Source organism: Pseudomonas sp. NPDC089554, from assembly GCF_050280645.1.
Taxonomy (GTDB): Bacteria; Pseudomonadota; Gammaproteobacteria; order Pseudomonadales; family Pseudomonadaceae; genus Aquipseudomonas.
This window is the reverse complement of the sequence record NZ_JBNNVR010000085.1, coordinates 1-23,899: the sequence shown is the minus strand read 5'-3', so window position 1 is coordinate 23,899 and position 23,899 is coordinate 1. Positions and strand designations below refer to the sequence as shown.

The window sequence follows — 23,899 nt, the reverse complement described above, 5'->3', positions numbered from 1 at the left end:
CCCCACCTCCCGGCCCCCCCCACCCCCGACCGCCCGGGGCTGCCCCGCGAAGAGGCCGGAGATCAAGCCCGGGTCTTGAAGAAGCCCATGCGGCTATCTAGCGAATCCGCCAGCGCCAGCAACTCACGGCTGTCGCCCGACAACTGGGTCGAGCCGGCATGCGCCTCACGCGACGAGGCATGAATACGCGTGATGTCCTGGCTGAGCATGCCGGCAGCCACATCCTGCTGCGAAGAAGCCGCGGCGATCTGGCTGTTCATCTGGCTGATGGCGGCCACCTCGCGGCGGATTTCGTTCAGCGAACGCTCCGCCACCTTGGTGCGTTCCACCGTGTCCTGGGCGCGCTCGCGGCTGTCGCCGACGATTTGTGCAGTCTTGCCCGCGCCCTCCTGCAACTTGCCGATCATGCCGCGAATTTCGCGGGTCGACTCCTGGGTACGGTTGGCCAGCGAACGCACTTCATCCGCCACCACTGCGAAGCCACGGCCGAACTCGCCAGCACGCGCCGCCTCGATCGCCGCGTTCAAGGCCAGCAGGTTGGTGCGCTCGGCAATCGAGTTGATCACCTCGATGATGCTTTCGATCGCCTGGCTGTCGGCGGCTACCTGCAACACCGCCTCGGTGGCCGATTCGAGCACCTGGGCCAGCTCGTGCATGGAGGTCGCCGTGCCTTCCACGACGGTCTTGCCCGCGTCCACTTCCTGGTCGGCGGCCGCAGAGGCCTGGGCGGCGGTGGCGGCGTAGCTGGAGATTTCGTTGATCGCTACGACCAACTGCTGCATCGCGGCGGCCATGTGCTGGGTGTCGTCGCTCTGCTGCTGCATGCGCCCCTGGTTGCTGGCCAGGCCCTGGCTCATGCGCGCCGAGGAGGCCACCAGGTCGGTAGCCACCTGGTTGACCTGGGCGATGATGTCGGTGAGGTGGCGGTTGGTGGTGCCCAACGCGCCCATCACGCTCTGCGGGTTGCTGCTGCGCACGCGCTGGTCGATTTCGCCTTGGGCCAGGCCTCGCAGAACCTGGGCTACCTCTTCAGGCTCGGCGCCGAGGGTGTCGCGAATGCTGCGAATGATCAGCCACGAAGCCAGCACGCTGAGCAAGGCCGCCAGGGCCACCGCCCACAGCATCAACCCGGCGAAGCCCGAGGCGCTGTCGCGTACGATGCCGATGTCGCGCACCACGTCTTTTTCCTGCAGGTCGATGAAGGCATTGATGCTGCGCAGCCATTCCTTGTAGGCCGGCGCCACTTGGCCCAGCAGTTGCGCCTGGGCCTGGGCGAAATCGCCCTGGTGACGCAGCGTCAGCAATTGTGCGGTGGCCGCCTGGGCGTTGCGTTCGCTGGCCTGGATCACCTGGTGCAGGCGCTGTTCCTCGGCAGCGGTCAGCGGGTCGCCGAGCATCTTGCCCAGGGGCGCGGCGGAGGTCTGGTAGAAGGCGTCGAGCTGCTTGATGTCTTGCAGGAAACCGGCGAGCTGGCCTTCGTCGTGGGTCAGCACCGCGTCGCGGATGGCGATGGCGCGGTCGTGCACACTGCCGCGCAGGTTGATGGCATAGCGTTGCTTGACCGTGGTGTTGCCGCTGACCTGGGTCAGCAACGCGTCGATGCCGCCGACTCGATGCACGCCCACGGCGGTGATCGCCAGCATCAGGCCAACGACCAGCGTGAAGCCCAGCGCCAAGCGCAGGGTGATACTCATATTCTTGAACATAGTGCCCCTCCCCCAAGTGACTAACAGCTTTTTGCCATCATTGTGAGGAAGCGTTATACCGAGGTCGTGGAAAAACTTCCTATCGTCCTGATTGATACCAACCATGGAATAAAATCATCGGCTTGCTTGTGCCTGCAACGCAGGTAGCGGCCGCCCCAGCAACACGCCGACCACCACGGCGAACAGCAGCGCAGCGATGCCTGCGCTGTGCAACACCGTCTCGAAACCACCGATGAACGCCTGCCTGGCCAAGGGCGCCAGCGCCTCGCGCAAGCCAGGTTCGAGCAGTGCCAGGGCCGCAGGCAAGTCACCGGCCGCGACCCGCGCGGCCATGTCGCCGACCTTGTCCAGTTGCTCCGGCGCCACACCGGCCACTGCCTCGCGCAACAGCTGCCCACTGCGGCTGGCGAGGATGCCGCCGAGAATACCGATGGCCAGCACGATGGCGCCGAAGCGCGTGGTGGTGCTCAAGCCCGACGCCATGCCGGTGCGCTCACGGGGCACGCAGGCCATGATGTTCTTCTGCGTATCGCCATTGAGCAGGCCCGCCCCCGCGCCCAGCACCAGGCTGGCCAGGGCGAAGGCCAGGTAACCGCCGTATGCGGCGGCGGCCGCACACAGCAGGTTGCCCAGCCCCACCAGCAGCAACCCGAGGGCGAACACCTGGGCCGGGCTCAGCGAAGCCGCCAGGCGTATGCCCAGGCGTGGGGTGAGCAGCATGGCCAAGGCGAACGGCAACATACCCGCGCCTGCCGCCACGGCGCTCAGTTGCAGGCCGTTCTGCAGGTACAAAGGCAGCAGGGTCATCATCACCTGGGCGCAGGCGGCGTAGGCGAACATACCGAGCAAGGCACCGATGAAGCGACCGCTGCGCATCAGCCGCAAGTCGATCATCGGTCGCGCCTGGTTGCGCTCGACCATCACGAACAGCCCGAACAGGAAGGCGGCGATCACCAGCCGGCCCAAGGTTTGTGCGCTGCCCCAGCCGACCTGGTTGGCATCGATCAAGGCCCAGATCAGGTAGCCCAGGCTACCCGCGAAGGTCAGGCTGCCGAACGGGTCCAGGCGCGCCGCAGCGCTGTCGCGGGACTCCTCGATACTGCGCAGCACCATCCACGCCAGCACCGCCACCAGCGGCAGGTTGATGTAGAAGATCCAGCGCCAGCCCAGGGTGCTGGCGATCAGGCCGCCGAGCAGCGGCGCGAAGGTGATGGTCGCGCCCATGCAGGCGCCCCAGAATGCCCAGGCCCGCAGGCGTTCCTCGGGGGCGTGGAAGCGGTGGCCGATGGCCGCGAGGGCGGCGGTCAGCAGCAAGGCGGCGCCGATGCCCTTGGCCGCCCGCGCAATATCCAGCCACAGCAGGCTGGGCGCTGCGCCGCAGGCCAGCGAGGCCAGGCCGAACAGTGCCAGGCCGAGCAACAGCATGCGCCGCCGCCCGAAGCGGTCGGCCAGGCTGCCAGCGGGCAGCAGGCTGGCGGCGAAGGCCAACAGGTAGGCGCTGACCACCCATTCGATATCGGCGAACGAGCCGGACAGGTCGCGGGCGATGCTCGGCAGGCTGACGGCGACGATGTTGGTGTCGAGAATGATCAGGGCGCACACGGATGACGCCGTGAGCAAGGTGAAGCGGGCGGATGACATGGCAAGGCTCCCGGTGCGGGGGTGATCTTGAAGGCCCTTTCGCGGGCAAGCCCGCTCCTACAGGGGCAGCGCAGACCCTGTAGGAGCGGGCTTGCCCGCGAAGAGGCCGGTAACGCCACCACAAGGCCCAAGCTCGTGCACTTTGCCGCCAGGCCAGCACCCTTGTAGTGTGGCTACACGATACCCCCAGCCGCCGCCGTGTTTGTTAGCCCCCACGGCCTGCGTCATTAGCCAGCAGCTAACGAGGCCCCATGGAGATCCGCCATTTCCGCTACTTCCTCAGCGTCGCCCGACACGGCCACTTCACTCGCGCCGCCGAGCAATTGGGCATTGCCCCGCCGACCCTGAGCCGACAGATCCAGGACATGGAAAAGGAACTGGGCGTACGCCTGTTCCAGCGCAGCCAACGCGAAGTGCGCCTGACCGCCGCTGGCGAGGCCTTGCGCGAGGAAGCCGAGCACGCGGTGCGCCAGTTCGATGCCGCGCAACTGGGCGCACAGCGCGCCGGGCGTGGCGAGGTCGGGCGTATCGAGCTGGGCTACGTGGCCTCGGCGGCCTACTCCGGCATGCTGCAACAGCAGGTGACGCACTTCACCCACAGCCACCCCGGCGTGCTGCTGAACATCCGCGAAGCGCCGATGGCCGAGTTGCCGCTGCTGGTGCGCGACGGCCTGCTCGACCTGGCCTACGTGCGCACGCCGATGGAACTGCCTGGCGAGCTCGAGGCCATCGACCTGCATGAGGAAGGTTTCGTGCTGGCCTTGCCGGCCAGCTCACGGCTCAACGAGTTGCCGCAAATACCCGCTGCGCGCCTGGCCGGGGAAACCTTCATCCTCCCCGAGCAGATCGCCGGCACCCTGGCCGCGGCCGCCCAAGGCGGATTCGTGCCGCGCCTGGGGCCACAGCCGGGCAGCCTGGTGGCGGTCATCACCCTGGTGTCGCTGGGCCAGGGCGTGGCCGTGGTGCCCGAATCAGTGCTACAGCGCATCAGTCTGCCGCAGGTCAACTACCGGCGCATCGCCGACAGCCCTGCCAGCTCGTGGCTGACCCTGCTGCACCGGCGCTTCGAAAAAGCCCCGGTGGTACGCCGTTACCTCGACAGCGTGCGCTCAGGACGCAGCGGATAGGCGCCGCGCCCGGCGGAAATTGCCCCCCAGCTCGCGGGCCAGGGCAATGAAATTGAGGGTCTGCGGCGAAGGGTTGTCCTGGCGACAGAGCAAGGTGATGGGCGCAGCCAGCCGCGGCTTGGCATCGCGGATAGGCCGGTAGGCCACGCTGTGCTCGTGGAACCCGCACATCGAAGTGGGCACCACCGACACCCCGGCCCCCGCCGCCACCAGGCTGACGTTGGTCAGCATGCGCTCCACCTCGAACGCCACCTTCGGTTCGAAACCGGCATTGCGACAGGCTTGCAGCAGGTTGGCGTACATCCCCGGCGCGCCGGGCCGACGCACCAGGATGAACGGTTCATCGGCCAGGTCCTTCAGGGCAATGGCCCCCTCGCGCTCGAGCAGGCGATGACCAACCGGCAAGGTCAGCACCAATTCCTCGTTGAGCAGGCGGTGGTAGGCGATGCCCCGTGGGCGGTCGACCGGGGCGCGCAGAATACCGATGTCGACGCGGTCGTCGGCCACCTCATCGGTCAGCTCGCGGGCGTTGCCTTCGTGCAGGCCGATGAGGATATCCGGGTAGAGGTCGCGGTAGCGCCGGATGAGCTGCGGGATCAGCGGGTGCGAGGCCGCCGAGCTAGTGAAGCCGACGCTCAGGCTACCTTCGATGCCCTTGGCGGTACGCGCCGCTTTCTGCGCCCCCTGCTCCACCCGTTGCAGGATGTCCGTGGCCTCTTGCAGGAACACCTCGCCCCCGGCAGTCAGGTCGACACCCTTGGCATGGCGCACGAACAAGTCGAAGCCCAGCTCCTGCTCCAGCGCGCGAATCTGCTGGCTGAGCGGTGGCTGCTGCATGTTCAGGCGTGCCGCCGCGCGGGTGAAGTGCTTCTCTTGCGCGACCATGACGAAGTAACGAAGGTGACGAAGTTCCATGCAGGCTCCGGTGCGGGTGGGCGCAGGCATTGTGGCGTAAGTGTGGTCGTGGTGTCGCCTGTGCCGCGAAGAGGTCGGCACAGGCCTCCCCTCATCAGGCTAGAATCCCCCCAATCCATAACAACAAAGTCCCTATGATCTTCAACCGCCCCCGTTCAGACCTCGCCCTGCTGCTCCTGGCCATCGTGCTGGGTGCATTGCTGGGTGTATGGCACCCGAACCTGGCGGTGGAAATGAAACCGCTCAGCGACCTGTTCATTTCGGTGATCGGCCTGTGCGCGCCAGTGGTGATGTTCGTGCTGGTGTGCTCCGCCACCGCGGCCCTCAGCGACTACCGCGCCACCGCCCGCCTGGCCCTGAAGGCCGTGGGCTATTGGCAACTGATGTCGCTACTGTCGCTGTCGATCGGCCTGGCGGTCGCCCTGTTGCTGCGCCCCGGCGCAGGCCTGGAAGACGCCAGCCACGCCTGGTCGGCCTCTTCGCTTGCAAGCGAAGGGCCGCTGCTGGCGCAGGTGCCCGGCTTGCTGCTCAACGTGCTGGAACACAGCCCGATTCTCAAGGTGCTGCTGGCCGCGCTGGTGGCGGGCCTGCTGCTGGGGCGCGGCGGCGAGGCAGGCAGAAGGCTGGCGAGGCAACTGGACAGGGCCATCGTGCTGGTGTTCCGCGCCATGCGCCTGATCGTGGCGTTCGCGCCGCTGGCGGCGTTCGGCGCCATTGCCTTCATCATCGGCAAGTACGGCCTGGATGCTGCCATTCCACTGGCCAAGTTCGTCGTCGCCGCCTACGCCGCCTGCCTGGCCTACCTGCTGCTGGTGCCGCTGCTGGTGCTGCGCCTGATCGGCTGCCGCCTGCTCAAGTTGGTGGGCTATATCAAGGAAGAACTGCTGCTGGTGATGTCCACCGGCTCTTCGGTGGCGGCCCTGCCGCGCCTGGTGGAAAAGCTTGAGGCCGCAGGCTGCGACAGCCAGACCGTACGCCTGACCCTCACCGCCGGCTACAGCTTCAACCTCAATGGTTCGGGCCTGTACCTGGTGGTGGCCGTGGTGTTCCTCGCGCAATTGGGCCATGTGCAGTTGGACACGCCCTTGCTGGCGAGCATCCTGCTGGTGTGCCTGTTCACTTCGCTGGGTTCGACCAGCGTCGCGGGCTCTGCCTTCGTGACCCTGGCAGCGACCTTGAGCGTGCTGGACATCGTGCCGCTGGAAAGCATCGGGCTGCTGATTGGCGTGGAGCGGCTGATGAAGTGTCGGTCGTTGACCAACGTGGTGGGCAATTGCGTGGCGTGCCTGGCGTTGGCCTGCTGGCATGGGAAGGTGGATCGGGCGCGGTTGCGCGAAGTGCTGGGCTGAACGGTGAATGGCCAAGGCTTTGCCCTGGCCATTCACCGCAACAGGTTACTGCCCAACCAACTTGTCGAAGGCCTTGTCCAGCTCGGCATCGGCCTGCACCAGTTTCTGCCGGTGCTGCTTCATCCAATCCTGGTCGGCGCCCAGGCGCTTGCCCGCCTCCACCAGCATGCGCCGCACCTCGGCCGGTTGCGGCCCGCCCGTGCCCTTGCGGCTCTGCACCATGGCCCGTGGCGACAGGCTGGCGCGCAGGTCAGCCTCGCTCAGCGGCAGCTGCTCGTCCTGCCATTTGTATTTCTTCGCAGCCTTGGCATACAGCGTCTGGGCGTCGGCATAGGCGAAGTCCTTGGGCAGGGTGCCCTCGGCGCGGGCCTTCTCGACGATCAGCGAGGCGAAGCTGTGGCCGATGCGGAACGGCACCTTGTGCTGGCGCTCCAGGGTGTCGGCCAGCTCCATCGACGTGGTCCAGTCGGCGTCCAGTTCTTCCTCGGCGCGGGCCGGGTTGATCTGCAGTGCGTCAAGCACCATGTCCAGGCGTTCGAACATCTCGTCGGCCGACTTGAACAGCCCCAGGTCGTCGAATGCCGCCTTGTAGTCGGTCATGCCGGTGGTGACGTTGTGCGCGCGAATGGTGGTGGCGTTGGCCAGGCCGACCACGTCCGAGGCCGACTCGCGGGTGCGCATCAGCAGGCCCGGGTTGCGCTTCTGCGGCATGGCACTGCTGGTGTAGGTGGAGCCTTCTTCGAGCAGCAGCCAGGGGCGGGTCTGGTGGTACTGGGTGTGGATATCGCCAATCAGCGCGCCTACGCGAATCGCCGAGGACGAGGCGATGCCCGCCGCCTCCAGCGGAATGTCATAGGTCGACACCTGGCTGGCATCCAAGGAGTTCACCCGCAAGCCATCGAAGCCCAACAGCGTGGCCAGGCGCTCGCGGTTCAGCGGGTAGCCGGAGTTGGCCAGTACTGCGGTGCCCATGGGGCTCAGGTTCAGCCGTGCATACAGGTCGTGGATACGCTGGGCATCGCGCTCGAAGGCCGCCTCGTAGGCCAGCAGGTAGTGGGCGTAGCTGATCGGCATGGCCTGCACGCCGTTGGTGTAGGCCGGCACCAGGGTGTCGACGTGCACCGAGGCCAGTTTCAATAGGCGCTCGCGGGTGGTGTTGAGGGCATCGCCGTAGTCCAGCACCTCGGCGCGCAAGGATGCCAGGCGGTAGGTGGCGTACATGTCCTGGCGGCTGCGCCCGGAGTGAATCAACGAGGCCTCGGGGCCGATCTTGTCGATCATCAACTGTTCCAGTTGCAGCACATCGCTGGGGCGCTTGCCGTCAGGCTGCGTGGCCTGGTCGATGGCGTAGCGCACGCCACCGGCGATCTGCTTGCCCATCTGCGGGCCGACGATGCCCTCTTCGGTGAGCATCACGATCGAGGCCTTGTTGATGCGGTTCAGCCAGTCGAACTGGCTTTCCTGGCGGCCACCCTTGAGGGCGGACTTGTCCACGCTGGCGCCGATCTTGCGCGCTTGCTCAGCGCACTCGGCGGTGGTCTTGCAGGGCAGGTCGGCAGTGTTGGCGGCGTAGGCGTTGGCGGATACCAGCAAGGCGTAGCCCACGGCCAGGGAAAGCAGGGTTCTTGTTGTTCTCATGTTGTCGATTCCGCAGAGCATCGCGCAGGGAACGGCGAGCGTGAGGTGGATGCTAGCGGCGTCTTTTTGAGATTAAAAATATATTAAAAATATCAAATTAATACTTAACAAATATTCAAACTGGCAATTGCGGTGTGATCCGGCAACTTGAATTCCGCGCCGTTTCCCACTTCGCTGTAGTCCTTTTCATAAACACACTTTCACCGCCCTTTCCTCCGTTGCGCCATCGAACCTCGCCCACCTAGCCTCGGCCCGCATTTCCGAGCGTGGCTTTACGGCCACCGGATTTGTGTATAAATTTTTATACAAGGGCCATGAATGCAAGACGAAAAAGAGATCCGCTGGGTTGGGTCAGCCTACGAAGACCTGCTGGCTTTCCCCGAGCAGCCACGCCGCGATGCCGGTTTCCAGTTGAGCAAAGTCCAGGCGGGCCTCGATCCGGAGGACTGGAAGCCATTCGATGACGTTGGTGTTGGAACCCGTGAGATCCGAATTCGCGATACCTGCGGAATTTTCCGGGTGATGTATGTGGCTAAGTTCGAGGAGGCCTTGTACATCCTGCATTGCTTCCAGAAGAAGACGCAGGCAACAAGCAAGCGAGATAAAGACATCGCCACAACGCGCTATCGCGCCGTGGCCAACGCGAGAAAAACCAGACCATGAAGATCGACACCGAGATTCGCCACATCACCCAACCGGGTAAGAACCTGTTCACCGAACTGGGTTTCCCGGCCGAAGAGGCCGAACGCTTGCAAGCGGCTTCGCGCCAGCACATCAACGATACCCAGCAGCTCAAGGAGCAATTGATGACGGAGCTGGCCGATTGGATTGCAAAGCACCAGCTGAAGCAGGCGCAAGCCGCCCAGATCCTGATGGTTTCACGTCCACGGGTATCCGATGTGGTAAACAAGAAAACCGCAAAGTTCACCATCGATACGCTGGTGGAGATGTTGAGCCGCGTGGGTAAACCGGTACGTCTACAGATTGGTTAGGCGCTCAGCGTCATATTTTTTGAGTATCAAGAACACCTATTCAAGATATTTTATCTAGGAAAAAACCCCTGTTAGGATCGTTCACATAACTCCAACAGCCGATCGATCCACCCATATGGATACACGGCGCAGCACGATATGCCGAGGTGTCGCATGTCTCACCATCGTTCCCCCATGGCTTGGATGCTCGTTGCGCTGGTCATCTTGCTGTCGCTACCCGCCGCAGCCAGCGCAGCCCCGCAGACCCTACGCCTGGGCCAAGCCCAGCCATACAATTTCGTCGCCTTCGCCAACGCCGACCTGCACCAGCAAAGCCTGCCCGTGCAACACGCCGTGGTGCTGGTGCATGGGGTCAAGCGCAACGCCGATGACTACTTCGATAACGGCGAGTCTCTGCTACAGAACGCTGGCCTGAACGCCAGCGACACCTTGCTGATCGCCCCCAACTTCCTCACCCCCAGCGACCGCCGCGCAGGCGACGACATGCCGCTGTGGCCCAAGGACAAATGGATGCACGGCACCGAGTCGGACAGCGGCCGCCCCGGCATCGCCGCGTTCACCGTGCTCGACGACCTGCTTGCCTACCTCGCCGACCGCCAGCGCTTCCCCAAGCTCAAGGACATCCTGTTCATCGGCCATTCCGCCGGTGGCCAGCTGATGCAGCGCTACACCCTGCTCGGCGACGGCGACCAGCGCCTGCGCGGCACCGGCATTGCCATGCGCTACGTGGTCTCCAGCCCCTCGTCGTACCTGTACGTCGATGACAACCGCCTGCAGGACGGCGCCTTCAAGCCGGTGCTCACGGTCATGTGCCCCAGCTACAACCGCTACCGCTACGGCCTGGAGCGTGCCCCCGAATACTTCACCCGCCAGGGCCTGAGCACCGCCCAGGTCGTGCAGCGCTACGCGGCGCGCCAGGTGACCTACATGGTCGGCCAGCGCGACAACAACCCCCGCGACCGGGTCATGGACGCCAGTTGCGGCGCCGAGATGCAAGGTGAAACGCGGGTCGAGCGCCAGCTCAACTACATGCGCTACGACCGCTTCCTGGCGCAGAAGTGGGCCATCCCCATCGAGCACCCGCAGTTCCAGGTCAGTGGCGTCGGCCATAACGCCGCCCGCCTGTTCAGCGCCAAGCGCGTTGCCGAGGACCTGTTCCCCACGCGCTGATCCACCCGGCTAACCCCACAAAAACAACAAAAAGAGCCCGCCATGACTCCGACTTCACTTCGCCCCCGCATGCGCCGGGCATTGCACCCGCACGCCCTGACGTTACTCGCCGCCAGCCTGCTGGCGGCGCACGCCCAGGCCGACACGCTGCCCAACGCCGGTACCCTGTTCGACAACAACCGCGACAGCCTGCGCCCTGCCCAGCAGCCACAACAGGCGCCCAAGGGCAACGTGCGCATCGAGGCACCGGACGAACCCCGTGAAGCGGCGGCCCAGCAAGGCCCGTCGATTCGCTTCAAGGTCAGCGCCTTCACCCTCAGCGGCAACCGCGAAATCAGTGCCTCGCGCCTGCAACAGGAACTGCAGGCGGACGTCGGCAAAGAACTCGACCTGCCCGGCCTGCGCGCCGCCGCCGCGCGCATCACTGCGCTGTACCGCAGCCAGGGCTACCTGGTCGCCCGCGCCTACCTGCCGCCCCAGGAAATCGACGGCGGCGTGGTCGCCATCGCAGTAAGCGAAGGCAAGGTCGGCGAGGTACGTACCGAAACCGCGCCCGGCGTGCGCCTGAACGCAGGCATGCAGCAACGCTTCATCGACGCCCTGCCCAGCGGCAGCGTGATCCGCGAGCAGGACCTGGAACGCGTGCTGCTGCGCCTGTCGGACATCGCCGGTGTCTCGGTACGTGCCGTGCTACAGCCGTCGCGCCAGCCGGGCGCCGCCGACATCGTGCTCAAGCTCAGCGAGATGACCGCCTTCACCGGCCGCGTCAGCGCCGACAACCACGGCAACTACTACACCGGCAGCGGCCGCGTCAGCACCAACGTCAGCCTCAACGATGCCCTGGGTTTCGGCGAAAGCCTCTATTTCAACACCCAGAACAGCTTTGAAGGCCTGGAGATTCGCGGCGTGGGCATCCGCCAGCCACTGGGCGCCAGCGGCGTGAGCGTCGGCGCCAGCTACGCGGAAATGGAATACAGCCTCGGCAAAGGCCTGAAGACCGCCGATGCCGACGGCAGCGCCGAGGTATCGTCGCTGTTCCTCGACGCCTCCCTGCTGCGCAGCCGCGACGCCAACATCGGCCTGAACCTGGCCCAGGAGCACCGCCGCTTCGAAGACGCCGCCGGTAACTTCGCGGTGAAGAAGAACGCCGTGTTCCGCGGCCTGACCCTGTACGGCGACTGGCGCGACAGCTGGGCCGGCAGCAACCGCTGGAGCCTGGGCTACGGCATTGGCCGCCTGGACAAAAGCACCCCGCTCGACGAAGCCCTCGACGCCCTCACTGCCGAAGCCAATGGCACCTACCAAAAAGGCAACTTCTCGTTCAGCCGCCTGCAAGCCTTGGGTGGCGGCTACTCGCTGTATGCCGCCATCAGCGGCCAGTGGGCCGACAAGAACCTCGACAGCTCGGAGAAGTTCACCCTCGGCGGCCCCAATGGCGTGCGCGCCTACGGGGTAGGCGAAGCGGCAGGCGACGAAGGTGTGCTCGGCCGCGTGGAGCTGCGCAAATACCTGGGCAGCTTCAGCGGCGCCATCGCCGAAGGCGCGCTGTTCGCCGACGCCGGCCGTGTGCGGGTCAACAAGAACCCCTGGGACGACAGCGAAAACAACCTCAGCCGCCATGGCTACGGCGTGGGCCTGAATGTCTACCACCGCGACCTGGTGATGAACGCCAGCGTAGCGTTCTCCAATGGCGACGAGCCCACCAGCGACGAACACGACTCCAAGCGCTTCTGGCTGTCGGTCACTGGCACCCCGCAAGCCTTCGCGGGCCTGGCCAAGGACCTCGGCACCCGCGAGGACTTCCGCGACAAGAGCACCGAACTGACCCTGTACGGCTCGCTGGGCCTGGTGCCGGAGTACATCGACCGGCGCGACTCCACCCGCGCCGGCCCCGCCGACCAGACCAAACTGGCCACCCCCAACGGGCGCAACATGTCCAGCTACCTGCGGGCCCGCGACAACGTCTCCTACGTCGGCGCACGCGCCGGTATTCCGATGACCGACACCTCGCGCATCCTCTGGCAGCTCGAATACGGCATCTCGGTGAACTACACCCTCGACGGCGACCAGAGCGCACCCGAGTCGATCTCGCCCAACACACGCCTGCGCAACTCCGCCGTGGCCTTCGACGACGACCGCTTCGGCACCCTGCTCTACGGCAACTGGGACATGCCGCTCAAGGAAAGCACCACCGGCCTCGACCCGTTCAACGGCAAGACCGCCGGCGCCTACTACAACATCATCGGCTCGCCGGGCTTCAACGTGGGCCTGGCCAGCAACGTCAACGGCCCGGTGGGCACCGAAGACACCAGCGCTAATTCTGATGCCGCGTTCAACCGCCGCCAGTCCGGCATGGTCGCCTGGTGGTCGCCCAAGTGGCACGGCCTGACCCTGAAGCTGGCCTACTCCAACAACGGCACCAAGGCCGCCGAGGACGTTGGTAACGGCTATATCTATGGCGGCAGCCTGACCTACGAGAAAGGCAACTTCACCGCCGTGGCCGCCGCCGAACGCCACGTCGACTACTTCGGTATCGCCAGCCTTGGCCGCAACGCACGCGGCGTGGGCAGCAACACCCATGTCACCGACGGTACTTCGTCGAACGACTACAGCTACCGCCTGGGCCTGGGCTACCGTATCGGCAACACCGAGCTGTCGCTGGTGGCCGACGAGCTGCACTACTCGGAAGATGGCGTGATCAACAACAGCCTCAACGTCAGCGACCTTTCCGACTACAGCCGCCGCGCCTACATGCTCGGCGTCAGCCACCGCATGGGCGCCTGGCGGTTCCGGGCCAGCTACGCCCGCTCGCTGGCCGGCGACTGCAAGATGATTTCCGCAGCAGGCTATGAATGCGACACCAGCGGCATGGGCGCACGCCAGTACGCCCTGGGCCTGGGCTACCGCTTCAACCGCAACACCGAAGTGTTCGCCCACTACGTGCTGCTGCAGAACGAAGCACTGGCCAACTACAACTTCGCCGTGGTCGGCGCCTTCGCCGCCAGCGGCTACTCGCCGGGCGTGGGCACCACGATCAACGCCATCGGCACCGGCATCAACTACACCTTCTGAGGAGAGACGACCGTGAACCGCAGCCCTTCCCGTCGTACCCAGCGCCCTGCGCTCAAGCCCCTCAGCTACGCGATCCTGTGCGTGATGCACGGCCTGATGCCGCTGCACGCCCTGGCCCTGGATGCCGGCGCCCTGCCCACCAACGGGCAGATCAGCGCAGGCTCAGGCAGCATCAACCAAGCTGGCAACGTGATGGACATCACCCAGAACAGCCAGCAGATGATTGCCACTTGGGAGCGCTTCAACATTGGCCGCGATGCCCAGGTCAACTTCCACCAGCCCAATGCCTCGGCGGTGGCGCTGAACCGGGTGACCGCCAGCGATGCCTCGCAGATCCTCGGCCAGCTCAACGCCAACGGCCAGGTGTACCTGATCAACCCCAGCGGCGTGTTGTTCGGCAACGGCGCGGCGGTGAACGTCGGCGGCCTGGTGGCCAGTACCCTGGACATCAACGACGACGACTTCAAGGCCGGTCGCCTGCGCTTCGCCGGCAAAGGCGATGGCGCCGTGATCAACCAGGGCACCTTGCGCGCTGCCGACGGCGGCAGCATCGCCCTGCTCGGCGGCCAGGTACGCAACGAAGGCACGGTGGTGGCGAAGATGGGCTCGGTGGTGCTCGGCGGTGGCGAGGCCATCACCCTCGACTACCACGGCGACGGCCTGATCAACATGCAGGTCGACCAGGCCGCCCTTGGCGCCAGCGTGGCCAACCAGGGCCTGATCCAGGCCGACGGCGGCGCCGTGCTGATGAGCGCGCGGGCCAACGACGCGATGCTCGGCAGCGTGGTCAACAACGAAGGCGTGATCGAGGCGCGCAGCCTCGGCCAGCGCAACGGCCGCATCGTGCTCGACGGCGGCGACAGCGGCGTGGTGGCCAGCAGCGGGGTGATGGATGTCTCTGGGCGCAACGCTGGCGAACGTGGCGGTGCGGTGACCATGACCGGCGAATACGTCGGCCTGTTCGACCAGGCGCGCATCGACGCCTCTGGCAGCCAAGGCGGCGGCACCGTGCTGCTGGGCGGCGACTACCAGGGCAGCGGCCCGCTGCACCAGGCCAACGCCACCTACATGGGCAAGGACGCCAGCATTCACGCCGATGCCCTCGACCAGGGCGATGGCGGCAAGGTGATTCTCTGGTCGCGCGAAAGCACCCGCTTCGAAGGCGCCATCAGCGTGATCGGCAGCGGCGAGCAAGGCCGTGGCGGCCTGGTGGAAACCTCCGGGGACATGCTCGACGTCACCGGCAGGGTCAACCTCAGTGCGGCCGCAGGCCTAGGCGGCACCTGGCTGCTCGACCCGTTCAACATCAATATCACCGCCAGCGCCAACGACGGCACCTCCAGCAGCAGCCCATTCACCCCCAACGCCGGGCGCAGTTCCAACCTCAGTTCCGCCACGCTCAACGCATCCCTCAGCGAAGGCGCCAACATCATCGTGCAGACCTCCTCGGGGGCCGGCACCTCCGGCGACATCAACGTGCTCGACAACGTGCAGGCCGTGGGCAACGCCAGCCTGACCCTGATCGCCCACCGCAACGTGAACATGAACGGCACCAGCATCAGCAACGCCGACGGCAAGTCGCTGAACGTGTCGATGCTGTCCAACTTCAACAACAGCGGCAACGGCTCGGTGGCGCTGAACAACGCGACCGTGCGCACCAACGGCGGCAATTTCACCATCGGCAGCGCCGCCGACCCGGTCAATGGCTACGCCAGCACCAACGTCAGCAGCGGCAGCGGCGTGTCGATCAGCAACGGCACGCGCATCACCACCAATGGCGGCGATATCAGCATTCGTGGCGCCACCTCGGCGACCCTGGCGGCCGGCTCCACCGCTACAGCCGTGAACATATCCGGCAGCACCCTTGACGCCGCTGGCGGCGATATCAGCATCAATGCCCGCCAGGCCAGCACCAGCGGCACGGGCGATGCGTTCATCCTCACCGGCGGCAGCAACCTGCTCACCACAGGCGCCGGCAACATCGCCATCAGCGCCGACAACCTCGGTGGCGGCAACGGCGCGCGGGTGTTCAGCACCAGCAACAGCATCGCCACCAGCGGCTCGGGCAACGTCACCCTCAGCGGCAACGCCGCCAGCGGTTTCGGCGTGCTGGTGTGCTCTACCGCCAGTGGCTCCACCCAGAATCTGTCGGTGGGCAGCGGCACCCTCACCGTCAAGGGCACCAGCAGCACCAGCCGCGGCCTGTACCTGGCGGCCTCGGGCACTGGCGCAGTGAACCTGGCGGGCACCGATGGCGGGCGCATCGTGCTCGGCGGCGACAGCGGCGCCAGCTACGGCACCATCCTCAACGTGACCGGCGCCAGCGCCTCGATCAACCTCACCAGCGACGGCGATATCAGCGTCGACGGCAACAGCACCGGCGGCAGCACCCCGGCCCTGGCGCTGGTGACCTCGGGCAGCGGCACTCCCGGCAACCCAGGCTCGCGGATCAATATCGCCAGCGGCGCGGGCGATGTACGCCTGACTGCCGACAACAGCGTGGTCAACACCGGCTCCGGCTCGTTCCGCGCACTGTTCATGGACGCCAGCGGCGCCTACTCGAACATCCGCGTAGCCACCGGCAGCGGCAACCTCACCCTTACCGGCCACAGCGTCTCGGGGCGCGGTGTCGACCTTGCGCCCTCAGGCGTTGGCGCCTCCATCGACCTGGCCAGCGGCAGCGGCGATATCCTGGTCAGTGGCACCAGCGCCAGCAGTTGGGGCGGCTATGGCATCTTCCTCAACTCCACCGGCAGTTCCCAGGGCGTCAACATTACCAGCGGCACCGGCGATATCACCCTGCGCGGCGATTCGGTCGGCACCTCCGATGCCATTGCCCTGGGCGGCAGCGGTACCGCCTCGACCAACCGCATCAGCTCCCAAGGCGGCAACATCCTGCTCGACGGCAACTTCCATTCGCCCAACTCTGACGAGCTGGACCACGGCATCGCCCTGCTCGGGGTCACCAACATCATCCAGACCACCGGCAGCGGCAATGTCAGCCTGGTGGGCCGCGCCACGGCAGCGGGCGACGCCATCGACTTCTACAGCAGCGGCGTCAACCGCCTGAGCGTCGAAAACGGCACCCTCAGCCTCGATGGCCGTGCGGTCGGCGGCAATGGCATCAGCATGCTCACCGGGCAAACCGAACTGCGCGCCACCGGCAGCGGCTCGGTCAGTCTCAATGGCCATTCCGAGCGCGGCAACGGCATCCACTTCTACCCCTCCAGCGCCAGCAGTTCGGTGACCCTGGCCACCCAGGGCGGCAACCTCAGCCTGACCGGCAGCAGCAACGGCGGGCCCAGCGCCAATGGCATCTTCCTGCGCAGCGGCAGCAATGGCGTGAACCTGCAATCGGCCGGTGGCGACATCCTGCTCGACGGCACCGGCAACAACGGCGCTGCTGGCATTACCTTCAACGGCACCAGCACGGGCGTCACCCGCGTGGCGAGCAGCGCCAACGGCAACCTCACCCTGCGCGGTCGCAGCGACAGCGGCCCGGCGCTGAACTTCGCCAGCGGCAACAACTACCTGGCCGTCGACCAGGGCGTGCTGCTGCTCGAGGCCGACTCGGGCGCTGGCAGCCACCTGGTACACGGCAGCGACAGCACCCAGTTCGTGACCAACGGCGGGGCCTTGGTGCAGCGCCTTGGCGGGCTGGTCAGCGCCAGTGCGCTGCCGCAAAGCAGTGAGGCGACGCGTGCCTATCAGCAGCAGCAGATGACCCAGTCGAGCTGGAGCCAGGTGCTGTACCCAGACTACCGGCAGACGCCGTTGCAGCCGTGGGTCGACCAGGTGCACCTGGACCTGGCGCTGCTCGGCGACACCCCCGCCAAGGAGGACTGAGAACATGAGCCAAGCCCCGTTCTCCCTGGAGCGCTTCGAACAGCTCTGCTACTCGCGCCAGCACGAGGAGGCCGCCCGGGAGTTGGTGCGCTTGCTGCTGATCATCGACCGTCACTATGGCCGCTTGTCCGAGCAGTTCGTGCTGTCGGTGTCGCCCGCCGTGCCGGCGGCAGAGCTCGAAGCCCACGTGCTGACCCGCCTGACCTGCGCCATCAGCGCGCTGTTCAGCGACCCGCAGTTCCAGGTCAGCCCCACCGGCTTCGAACAGCTGATCAACTTCCAGCGCTGGCTCTCGGCCCTGTTCGCCGCCAGCCCGTTCATCAACGCCGACCACATCCTACGGGCGCTCAACCTGCACGGCCAAGGCAGCCAGCGCTTCGAGGTCGCGCCTGCGCAATTGGTGAAGTTCTGCCTGCTGTATTCGGCCGAGTCGCAGCTGCCCCTGGATGTGGAACTGCTCTGGCAACAGGACCCGGCGCTGGCCCTGGCGCTGTTCATGGCCTTGCTGTCGCCGCGTTTTCTCGGCACCCCCGCCGCCCACTCCAAGCGCGAGGCGCTGCTGGCCTGGCTGCCACAACGGCTGGATACCCTGGACAGCCTCGACCAGTTGCCGCTGGCGATCATCCATGACGTGTACATGCATTGCAGCTACGCCGACCTGCCCGAGCGTCACCGCATCAAGCGTTCGATCTGCCGGCTGATCGAACGCAAGCTGGCCGCCGAAGGCATCGCCTCGTTGTCGGCAAAGCCTGCTGAGCGCAGCGTCAAGCCACGCATGCTGGTGGTGCTGGAATGGTTCTCGGGGGCGCACTCGATCTACCGCACCCATTCGCGCACCCTGGAAGCCGCACGCCAGCACTTCGAGCTGTGGGCGGTTGGCTACGCGAACAACGTCGATACCCTGGGCCGCGAGGTGTTCGAGCACTTCATCGAGCTCAAGGCCCCGGACGACCTGCTGGCCTGCGTGCGCCAGGTTCGCCAGCTGGCTGAGGAACTGCGCCCGCAGGTGCTGTACATGCCCAGCGTCGGCATGTTCCCGCTGACCTTGTTCATCGCCAACCTGCGCCTGGCGCCGCTGCAGGTGGCGGCGCTGGGCCACCCGGCGACCACCGGTTCCCGGCACGTCGACTACATCAGCGTGGAGGAGGATTTCGTTGGCGACCCAGACTGCTTCAGCGAGCGCCTGTTGTTGCTGCCCAGCGATGGCCAGCCTTATCGGCCCTCAGCCATCGAGGTGCAGATAACCCCGCGCGAACGCATCGATCAGCAGGAGGTGGCGATCGCCGTGGCCGCCACCACCATGAAGCTCAACCCAGGTTTTCTGCGCGCCTGCCAGCAGATCGCCGAGCGCACCCTGGCGCAGCACGGCAAGCGCGTGCGTTTCCACTTCCTGGTCGGCCAGGCCCAGGGCCTGCTGTACCCACAGTTGCAGCGGCTGATCCAGCGTTACCTGGGCGATGCCCTGGTGCATCCGCACCAGCCCTACCCGCAATACCTGGCCACCTTCGAGCGTTGCGACCTGTTCCTGAGCCCGTTCCCGTTCGGCAATACCAACGGCATCATCGACGCCTTCACCCTGGGGCTGCCTGGGGTGTGCAAGACCGGCGCGGAGGTGTTCGAGCATATCGACGAAGGCTTGTTCCGCCGCGCCGGGTTGCCGGACTGGACCATTACCCATACCCCCGAGGCGTACATCGAAGCGGCGGTGCGCATGGCGGGCGACTACAGCGCACGGGCACCGCTGTACGCGCACCTGGCGGGTGGGCAGCCGTTGCAGCGCTTGTTCCAAGGCCGCCCGGAGATTTTCGGTGAGCACCTGGTGGCGCTGTTGGGGCGAAGGTTGTAGACGCCAGTTCTCAAGCCGCTCGTCTGGCTCTACGTCCAGCGTAGCGCCCGCCCCTTGCTCAATAGCGGCACTTGGCCATACTGGCAGCCAGTGGCGGATGCCACTCCTAAAAAATAACCAAGCATGGAGTTAGCCTGATGAAAATCGTTTCGCTGGTGATCGCAGCTTTGCTTTCGTTCTCCTCGGTGGCCGCTTTTGCACACAGCGGCGGTACCGACGCCCAGGGTTGCCACACCAACCACAAGACCGGTGAGCGCCACTGCCACTGAGCCGATCTGGCAAGCTAACCACTGCTGGCGCTATCTACCTCGATAACGCCAGCTCAAGTCGCGTCCATACCATCCCTGCTTTTCACGTTCCCCCGCGCCATCAAGCCCAAAGCCAATTTCGAATGCCCAGCAGAACCAAGAGGTGACCCGGGTAGAACCAGTAGCTCCACTGCCTGACGGGTGGAACTTTGAAGGGCACTGAAGTCCAGAAAAGCGCCAAACCTAGCAGGGGCGCCAAGGCAGCCATCAGCAGCGCGAGAATAGCGAACGGTTCAAGCTGCACTGCCCTTCCCCAAAGCCCGGTTCGAGCGTTAATCACGACGCACAGAACAACGGGCAGCAGAGCGAAGTACTCCGGGCGCCTGATGGCCAAGAGCAATGCGGTGGGTAGCAGGACGCCGTAGAAGCCATACATCAGTGGATCATTGAGCAGGTAAGCCGCTATGAGCGCCCCGCCTGCAAGCACCAGGCTTTCGAGCGTCTTGTGCTGGGCCCCCCAGGCCACGAGCAAGCCCAACGCCAATGTCACCAGGACATTGTAATTTCCTGACGTGCTTATCAGCTGATAACAAACTTCCGAAAGGGCGGCAAAAAGCACGAGGAGGGAGAGATAGCGACCATTGCTGCGGGTAAACAAATCTCCCGGCTGAGTACGTGAAACGTTGATAGCCAAGGCCAAGCAGAAGAAAGGGAACGACAGGCGCCCGATGACAAACAAGTTGCTGGTTGCGAGCCAAACCAGGCGCATATGGTCGAGCACCATGGTGATCAAGGCGATCCATTTGATCAGGTCCTGACCGGCATGCCGCTGCGCCGCGGCTTGATTCACGACAGGCTTCCAGGCACCAGTCCGGTTCTACAGATACTTGGTAATCTGCTTGAACTCGTCGATCGCCGACCGATCGCCTTTGCTCAGGGCATTTACCGAGTCTTCCAGGCAATGATCGATATGGTCCTGGATGAGGGTGCGCTTGGCCTGGCAAACCGCCTTCTCGACAGCATGCAGCTGTTGAGCGATATCCACGCATTCGCGACCTTCTTCGATCATGGTGATGATGCTGCGCAGGTGCCCGTCAGCTCGCTTCAGGCGTTTGATGATCGCTTCGTGGCTCTGGTGAGTATGGGTATGGCCATGAGTATGTTCATGGACGTGCTCGGTCATGGCTTGAGTCCCGGATGGCTTTACATTAGGCTTGCACCCTATCCCCCCAGGGGGGTTATGTCAAACGTGCTCTTTTTGCTTTCCCGTATCCGTCACTAAGGCATCAGGATGTCTCGCGGTCTACTTTCAGCGACCATGACTGTGTTTCTGGCTCTGGCCTTTCTACTGGCCTGGACCGGGCATGCCTATTCGCTTTCGGTGCCCACACAGAACCCGGTATACAGCCAGCAGACAGTCCAACATGGTCATGATCACGGTGAATCGGCGTGGGCCTGTGCCCAGTGCACGGACCACTACCACTCGCCGCTGACCCCCGACCATCAGCACGAGACCCCGCAGCTCACCTCTGCCACACAGCTTTTCTCCACCTTCGAGCCCTCTGTTCGCTTGGCACTGCCCGGCGACTCGGTGCCTCGCCCACCTGTTTCCCGTATCGAGCGCCCACCTCGTCCTGTCCTTGCCGCCTGACAAGAGCCGATTTGCGGCTAACGATCATTGCAAGAAAGGATTTATCCATGCATCTGCACTCGATAAGGGGTGGGGGTTTGTTCGCCACGTGCGCACGCCGCCCATTGGCCCTGCTGTTCCTGCTGGTTGCCTCACTGTTCATCGGCATGCCAGAAGCCCTGGCCCACGCCGTAGCGGAAGGCGACAAAGGCTTTATTCAAGAAAGCACTGGGGTGATGTTGATCCCGTTCATCTACATGGGCGCCAAGCACATGATGACGGGCTACGACCACCTGCTGTTCCTCTTCGGCGTCATCTTCTTCCTTTACCGCCTGAAGGACGTCGGCCTGTACGTCACGCTGTTCGCCGTCGGCCACTCGGTCACCCTGCTGTTCGGGGTGCTAACGGAAATCAGCATCAGCTCGTACATCATCGACGCGATCATCGGTTTCTCGGTGGTGTACAAGGCGCTGGACAACCTGGGTGCCTTCCAGCGCTGGTTCGGCTACCAGCCTGATACCAAGGCCGCGACCTTGATCTTCGGTTTGCTGCACGGCTTCGGCCTGGCCACCAAGATCCAGGAGTACGAGATCTCGGCCGATGGCCTGATCCCCAACCTGATTGCCTTCAACGTAGGTGTCGAGATCGGTCAACTGCTGGCGTTGAGCGCGATCCTGATCCTGATGGGTATCTGGCGTCGCACGCCCAGCTTCTGGAGCCATGCCTACACCGCCAACGTTGCCATGATGAGCGCCGGTTTCCTGCTGATGGGTTACCAAATTGCCGGCCTGTTTATCTCTGCCTGAGGACTTTCGACCATGTTCAATTCTCCACTTCCTTCGGCAAGCGAACTGCCGCCCAGCCGTCAACTCATCCGCTCCACAGTTATCGCTTTGGCAGTTGCCATGGGATTGCTGGTTACCGTCGTGATGCCTTCGGAATATGCAGTAGACCCAACTGGCATCGGCCGTGCCATGGGCCTCACCCAGATGGGTGAAATCAAGATCAGCTTGGCTCAGGAGGCCCTGGCGGATGAGCAGGCTGCACAGCAAGCCAAAGCGCCTGTTGCTGTGGCCGCCGCACCTGCACCTGCTCCTGCACCTGTTCAAGCTCCGGCGCCTGTGCAACAGGTGGCTATCGCGGAACCGGCCCAGGCCGCTGCCTCGAAGTCGGCGGCGAAGTCCGATGAGGTGACGGTGACCCTCAAACCTGGTGAGGGTCGTGAGATCAAGCTGGAGATGGTCAAGGGAAGCGTCGTTTCTTATGAATGGACCGCCTCCGCGCCGGTCAACCACGACACCCATGGTGAGACCTACAACGCTGCCCAGGGCGACTTCCACAGCTACAGCAAAGGTCGCCAGGTGAAAGGCGACAGTGGCGAGCTGACTGCGCTGTTCGACGGTACCCACGGCTGGTTCTGGCGTAACCGCACCTCCGGCAACGTGACCGTTACGTTGAAGACATCTGGTGACTATCTGAACCTCAAGAAATGATCCGCAGCCGGGGCACGTGCATGACTGCACGGGCTCCGGCTTAACCGAACTCGACTATCCCGGAAATGACTGAAATGGCTATCAAATTGACCCGTTCCCTCCTGATGATCTGTCTGCTTGGCCTGCTGGCCGCCTGCGGTGGCAATGAAACCGAAAGTAATTCGGGCTCAGATGGCCATGGCCATTCGCACGAATGACTGAACATTACGGGGCCTACAGGCCCCGTAATTCGTTTTGACTGTTCTGTGCCTACCGAGTCAGCGTCCTGGCCATTTGTGGTGGTGCTCATCGATCACGAACGTGTGAGCGTGTGCCTTGCCTTCAACAACGTGGGGATGGTCCTCAGGCAAGTCGTCATGAGCATGAGCGACCACCTCGTCGTCATACTCAGGGCGCCAGATCTGCTTGCTCAGTAACCACGCGATTGCTGCCACGAGGGTCAGGCCAATGAACGATGCGGTCAGGCTGACACTTGCGCCCAGCCATCCAGCCAGGGGATAGGTAATCAACCAGCAGGCATGAGACAAGGCAAATTGGGCAGCAAACAATGCTGGGCGGTCTTGGGAGGTGGATGAGCGCCGCAGTATTCGACCTGAAGGCGTTTGAGCCAATGAGTAGCCTGCCCCTAGCACCAGCCACAACGCCACCAGGCTCCAATAGTTGTTGACGAAGGCTCCAAGCATCAAACCAACGACCAGCACCGCGCCGCCAGCAAGCATCGCCTTGCGGTCGTCCAAACGCTCGAGCAGACGTGGCAATGCCAGAGCAACAATCATCGAGCCTGCACCGAATGCCATAAGCGCCATGGCCGTTGAGCTTTGCGCCAGACCAAACTGGGATTGCACAAGCACGACGGTGTTGACGATGACCATCGCGCTGGCCGCCGCGACGGTCAGGTTCAGCGCGAGCAAGCCCCGTAGCCGAGGTGTACGCAGGAAGATCCGCATCCCTTTGGTGGTTCGCTCGTAGATGCTGCGTTTTGGGCCTCGAATGGCGACCGGCAAAATTACGCTGCCGACCATCGCAGCAGACACCAGGAAACCCACGACAGTGCCGGCAAACAGGCTGTGGAAACTGACCACAGTCAGCAGTAATGCCGCGAGCATCGGGCTGATGACACTTTCCAGGTCATAGGCTAGGCGAGACAGCGACAGGGCCCTGGTGTATTCGCGCTCGTCGGGAAGGATGTCGGGAATGGTGGCCTGGAACGTTGGGGTAAATGCAGC

At 64.6% G+C, this 23,899-nt stretch carries 18 protein-coding genes and 1 pseudogene; 11 read left to right on the top strand and 8 right to left on the bottom strand.

The window, feature by feature from the left end; genetic code table 11:
- Positions 1–62: 62 nt before the first annotated feature.
- From ACQKPE_RS20915 to ACQKPE_RS20905, 3 genes and pseudogenes are all read right to left on the bottom strand, one after another.
- A complete protein-coding gene (locus tag ACQKPE_RS20915) occupies positions 63–656 on the bottom strand; it encodes a methyl-accepting chemotaxis protein (protein ID WP_427668542.1) in 594 nt (197 codons plus the stop codon).
- A gap of 534 nt (positions 657–1,190) precedes the next feature.
- A pseudogene (locus ACQKPE_RS20910) lies at positions 1,191–1,694 on the bottom strand (MCP four helix bundle domain-containing protein); the annotation flags it as partial.
- Positions 1,695–1,820: 126 nt separating this feature from the next.
- Positions 1,821–3,347, bottom strand: coding sequence for an MFS transporter (locus ACQKPE_RS20905; protein ID WP_427668541.1), 1,527 nt, complete (start codon positions 3,345–3,347; stop codon positions 1,821–1,823).
- Positions 3,348–3,598: 251 nt separating this feature from the next.
- On the opposite strand from ACQKPE_RS20905, the gene ACQKPE_RS20900 reads away from it, so the two are divergent.
- Positions 3,599–4,474 (top strand): LysR family transcriptional regulator, encoded by an 876-nt coding sequence (locus ACQKPE_RS20900; RefSeq protein WP_427668539.1) that lies wholly within the window; start codon positions 3,599–3,601, stop codon positions 4,472–4,474.
- Here ACQKPE_RS20900 and ACQKPE_RS20895 read toward each other — a convergent pair.
- A complete protein-coding gene (locus tag ACQKPE_RS20895) occupies positions 4,457–5,389 on the bottom strand; it encodes a LysR substrate-binding domain-containing protein (protein WP_427668537.1) in 933 nt (310 codons plus the stop codon). The two genes, ACQKPE_RS20900 and ACQKPE_RS20895, sit on opposite strands and share 18 nt — an antisense overlap.
- A gap of 134 nt (positions 5,390–5,523) precedes the next feature.
- Here ACQKPE_RS20895 and ACQKPE_RS20890 point away from each other — a divergent pair, with 134 nt between their 5' ends.
- Positions 5,524–6,738: a cation:dicarboxylate symporter family transporter gene (locus tag ACQKPE_RS20890; protein WP_427668535.1), complete on the top strand. Its 1,215-nt coding sequence runs from the start codon at positions 5,524–5,526 to the stop codon at positions 6,736–6,738.
- 45 nt (positions 6,739–6,783) lie between these two features.
- Here the strand turns inward: ACQKPE_RS20890 and ACQKPE_RS20885 are convergent, their stop codons facing one another.
- On the bottom strand, positions 6,784–8,376 hold the full coding sequence (locus ACQKPE_RS20885; RefSeq protein WP_427668533.1) for an argininosuccinate lyase: 1,593 nt from the start codon (positions 8,374–8,376) through the stop codon (positions 6,784–6,786).
- A gap of 318 nt (positions 8,377–8,694) precedes the next feature.
- On the opposite strand from ACQKPE_RS20885, the gene ACQKPE_RS20880 reads away from it, so the two are divergent.
- The 7 genes from ACQKPE_RS20880 to ACQKPE_RS20850 all read left to right on the top strand — a co-directional run bounded on the left by ACQKPE_RS20880 (position 8,695) and on the right by ACQKPE_RS20850 (position 19,571).
- Positions 8,695–9,039 (top strand): type II toxin-antitoxin system RelE/ParE family toxin, encoded by a 345-nt coding sequence (locus ACQKPE_RS20880; protein WP_427668532.1) that lies wholly within the window; start codon positions 8,695–8,697, stop codon positions 9,037–9,039.
- Complete coding sequence (locus ACQKPE_RS20875; RefSeq protein WP_427668531.1) at positions 9,036–9,368, top strand: helix-turn-helix domain-containing protein; 333 nt, start codon at positions 9,036–9,038, stop codon at positions 9,366–9,368. Before ACQKPE_RS20880 ends, ACQKPE_RS20875 begins: the two co-directional genes overlap by 4 nt.
- Positions 9,369–9,542: 174 nt before the next feature.
- Positions 9,543–10,538, top strand: a complete 996-nt coding sequence (locus ACQKPE_RS20870) for an alpha/beta fold hydrolase (RefSeq protein ID WP_427668530.1) — start codon at positions 9,543–9,545, stop codon at positions 10,536–10,538.
- Between the two features lie 42 nt (positions 10,539–10,580).
- The gene (locus tag ACQKPE_RS20865) at positions 10,581–13,610 is read left to right on the top strand and encodes a porin (RefSeq protein ID WP_427668529.1); all 3,030 of its coding nucleotides are present in this window, start codon (positions 10,581–10,583) and stop codon (positions 13,608–13,610) included.
- 12 nt (positions 13,611–13,622) lie between these two features.
- Positions 13,623–17,456, top strand: a complete 3,834-nt coding sequence (locus ACQKPE_RS20860; RefSeq protein WP_427668528.1) for a beta strand repeat-containing protein — start codon at positions 13,623–13,625, stop codon at positions 17,454–17,456.
- 4 nt (positions 17,457–17,460) lie between these two features.
- The gene (locus ACQKPE_RS20855; RefSeq protein WP_427668527.1) at positions 17,461–19,302 is read left to right on the top strand and encodes a peptide transporter; all 1,842 of its coding nucleotides are present in this window, start codon (positions 17,461–17,463) and stop codon (positions 19,300–19,302) included.
- 137 nt (positions 19,303–19,439) lie between these two features.
- Complete coding sequence (locus ACQKPE_RS20850) at positions 19,440–19,571, top strand: YHYH domain-containing protein (protein WP_427668525.1); 132 nt, start codon at positions 19,440–19,442, stop codon at positions 19,569–19,571.
- A 100-nt stretch (positions 19,572–19,671) separates the two neighbouring features.
- Here ACQKPE_RS20850 and ACQKPE_RS20845 read toward each other — a convergent pair whose 3' ends face one another.
- On the bottom strand, positions 19,672–20,400 hold the full coding sequence (locus tag ACQKPE_RS20845; protein ID WP_427668523.1) for a TraX family protein: 729 nt from the start codon (positions 20,398–20,400) through the stop codon (positions 19,672–19,674).
- 27 nt (positions 20,401–20,427) lie between these two features.
- Entirely contained in the window at positions 20,428–20,733 is a 306-nt protein-coding gene (locus ACQKPE_RS20840) for a metal-sensing transcriptional repressor (protein WP_427668521.1), read from the bottom strand.
- A gap of 515 nt (positions 20,734–21,248) precedes the next feature.
- Between ACQKPE_RS20840 and ACQKPE_RS20835 the strand changes: the two genes are divergently transcribed.
- Together ACQKPE_RS20835 and ACQKPE_RS20830 are read left to right on the top strand one after the other, a co-directional pair.
- Positions 21,249–21,986: a HupE/UreJ family protein gene (locus tag ACQKPE_RS20835; protein ID WP_427668519.1), complete on the top strand. Its 738-nt coding sequence runs from the start codon at positions 21,249–21,251 to the stop codon at positions 21,984–21,986.
- Positions 21,987–21,998: 12 nt separating this feature from the next.
- Entirely contained in the window at positions 21,999–22,673 is a 675-nt protein-coding gene (locus ACQKPE_RS20830) for a hypothetical protein (protein ID WP_427668517.1), read from the top strand.
- Between the two features lie 257 nt (positions 22,674–22,930).
- Here ACQKPE_RS20830 and ACQKPE_RS20825 read toward each other — a convergent pair.
- Positions 22,931–23,899 (bottom strand): MFS transporter (locus tag ACQKPE_RS20825; protein ID WP_427668515.1); only part of this gene is annotated, 969 nt, incomplete at its 5' end.

Bases quoted from the DNA above. Each gene is read 5' to 3' on its own strand.
- ACQKPE_RS20915 (WP_427668542.1), bottom strand. From the start codon at position 656: ATGCACGAGCTGGCCCAGGTGCTCGAATCGGCCACCGAGGCGGTGTTG.
- ACQKPE_RS20905 (WP_427668541.1), bottom strand. From the start codon at position 3,347: ATGTCATCCGCCCGCTTCACCTTGCTCACGGCGTCATCCGTGTGCGCC.
- ACQKPE_RS20900 (WP_427668539.1), top strand. From the start codon at position 3,599: ATGGAGATCCGCCATTTCCGCTACTTCCTCAGCGTCGCCCGACACGGC.
- ACQKPE_RS20895 (WP_427668537.1), bottom strand. From the start codon at position 5,389: ATGGAACTTCGTCACCTTCGTTACTTCGTCATGGTCGCGCAAGAGAAG.
- ACQKPE_RS20890 (WP_427668535.1), top strand. From the start codon at position 5,524: ATGATCTTCAACCGCCCCCGTTCAGACCTCGCCCTGCTGCTCCTGGCC.
- ACQKPE_RS20885 (WP_427668533.1), bottom strand. From the start codon at position 8,376: ATGAGAACAACAAGAACCCTGCTTTCCCTGGCCGTGGGCTACGCCTTG.
- ACQKPE_RS20880 (WP_427668532.1), top strand. From the start codon at position 8,695: ATGCAAGACGAAAAAGAGATCCGCTGGGTTGGGTCAGCCTACGAAGAC.
- ACQKPE_RS20875 (WP_427668531.1), top strand. From the start codon at position 9,036: ATGAAGATCGACACCGAGATTCGCCACATCACCCAACCGGGTAAGAAC.
- ACQKPE_RS20870 (WP_427668530.1), top strand. From the start codon at position 9,543: ATGGCTTGGATGCTCGTTGCGCTGGTCATCTTGCTGTCGCTACCCGCC.
- ACQKPE_RS20865 (WP_427668529.1), top strand. From the start codon at position 10,581: ATGACTCCGACTTCACTTCGCCCCCGCATGCGCCGGGCATTGCACCCG.
- ACQKPE_RS20855 (WP_427668527.1), top strand. From the start codon at position 17,461: ATGAGCCAAGCCCCGTTCTCCCTGGAGCGCTTCGAACAGCTCTGCTAC.
- ACQKPE_RS20850 (WP_427668525.1), top strand. From the start codon at position 19,440: ATGAAAATCGTTTCGCTGGTGATCGCAGCTTTGCTTTCGTTCTCCTCG.
- ACQKPE_RS20840 (WP_427668521.1), bottom strand. From the start codon at position 20,733: ATGACCGAGCACGTCCATGAACATACTCATGGCCATACCCATACTCAC.
- ACQKPE_RS20835 (WP_427668519.1), top strand. From the start codon at position 21,249: ATGCATCTGCACTCGATAAGGGGTGGGGGTTTGTTCGCCACGTGCGCA.
- ACQKPE_RS20830 (WP_427668517.1), top strand. From the start codon at position 21,999: ATGTTCAATTCTCCACTTCCTTCGGCAAGCGAACTGCCGCCCAGCCGT.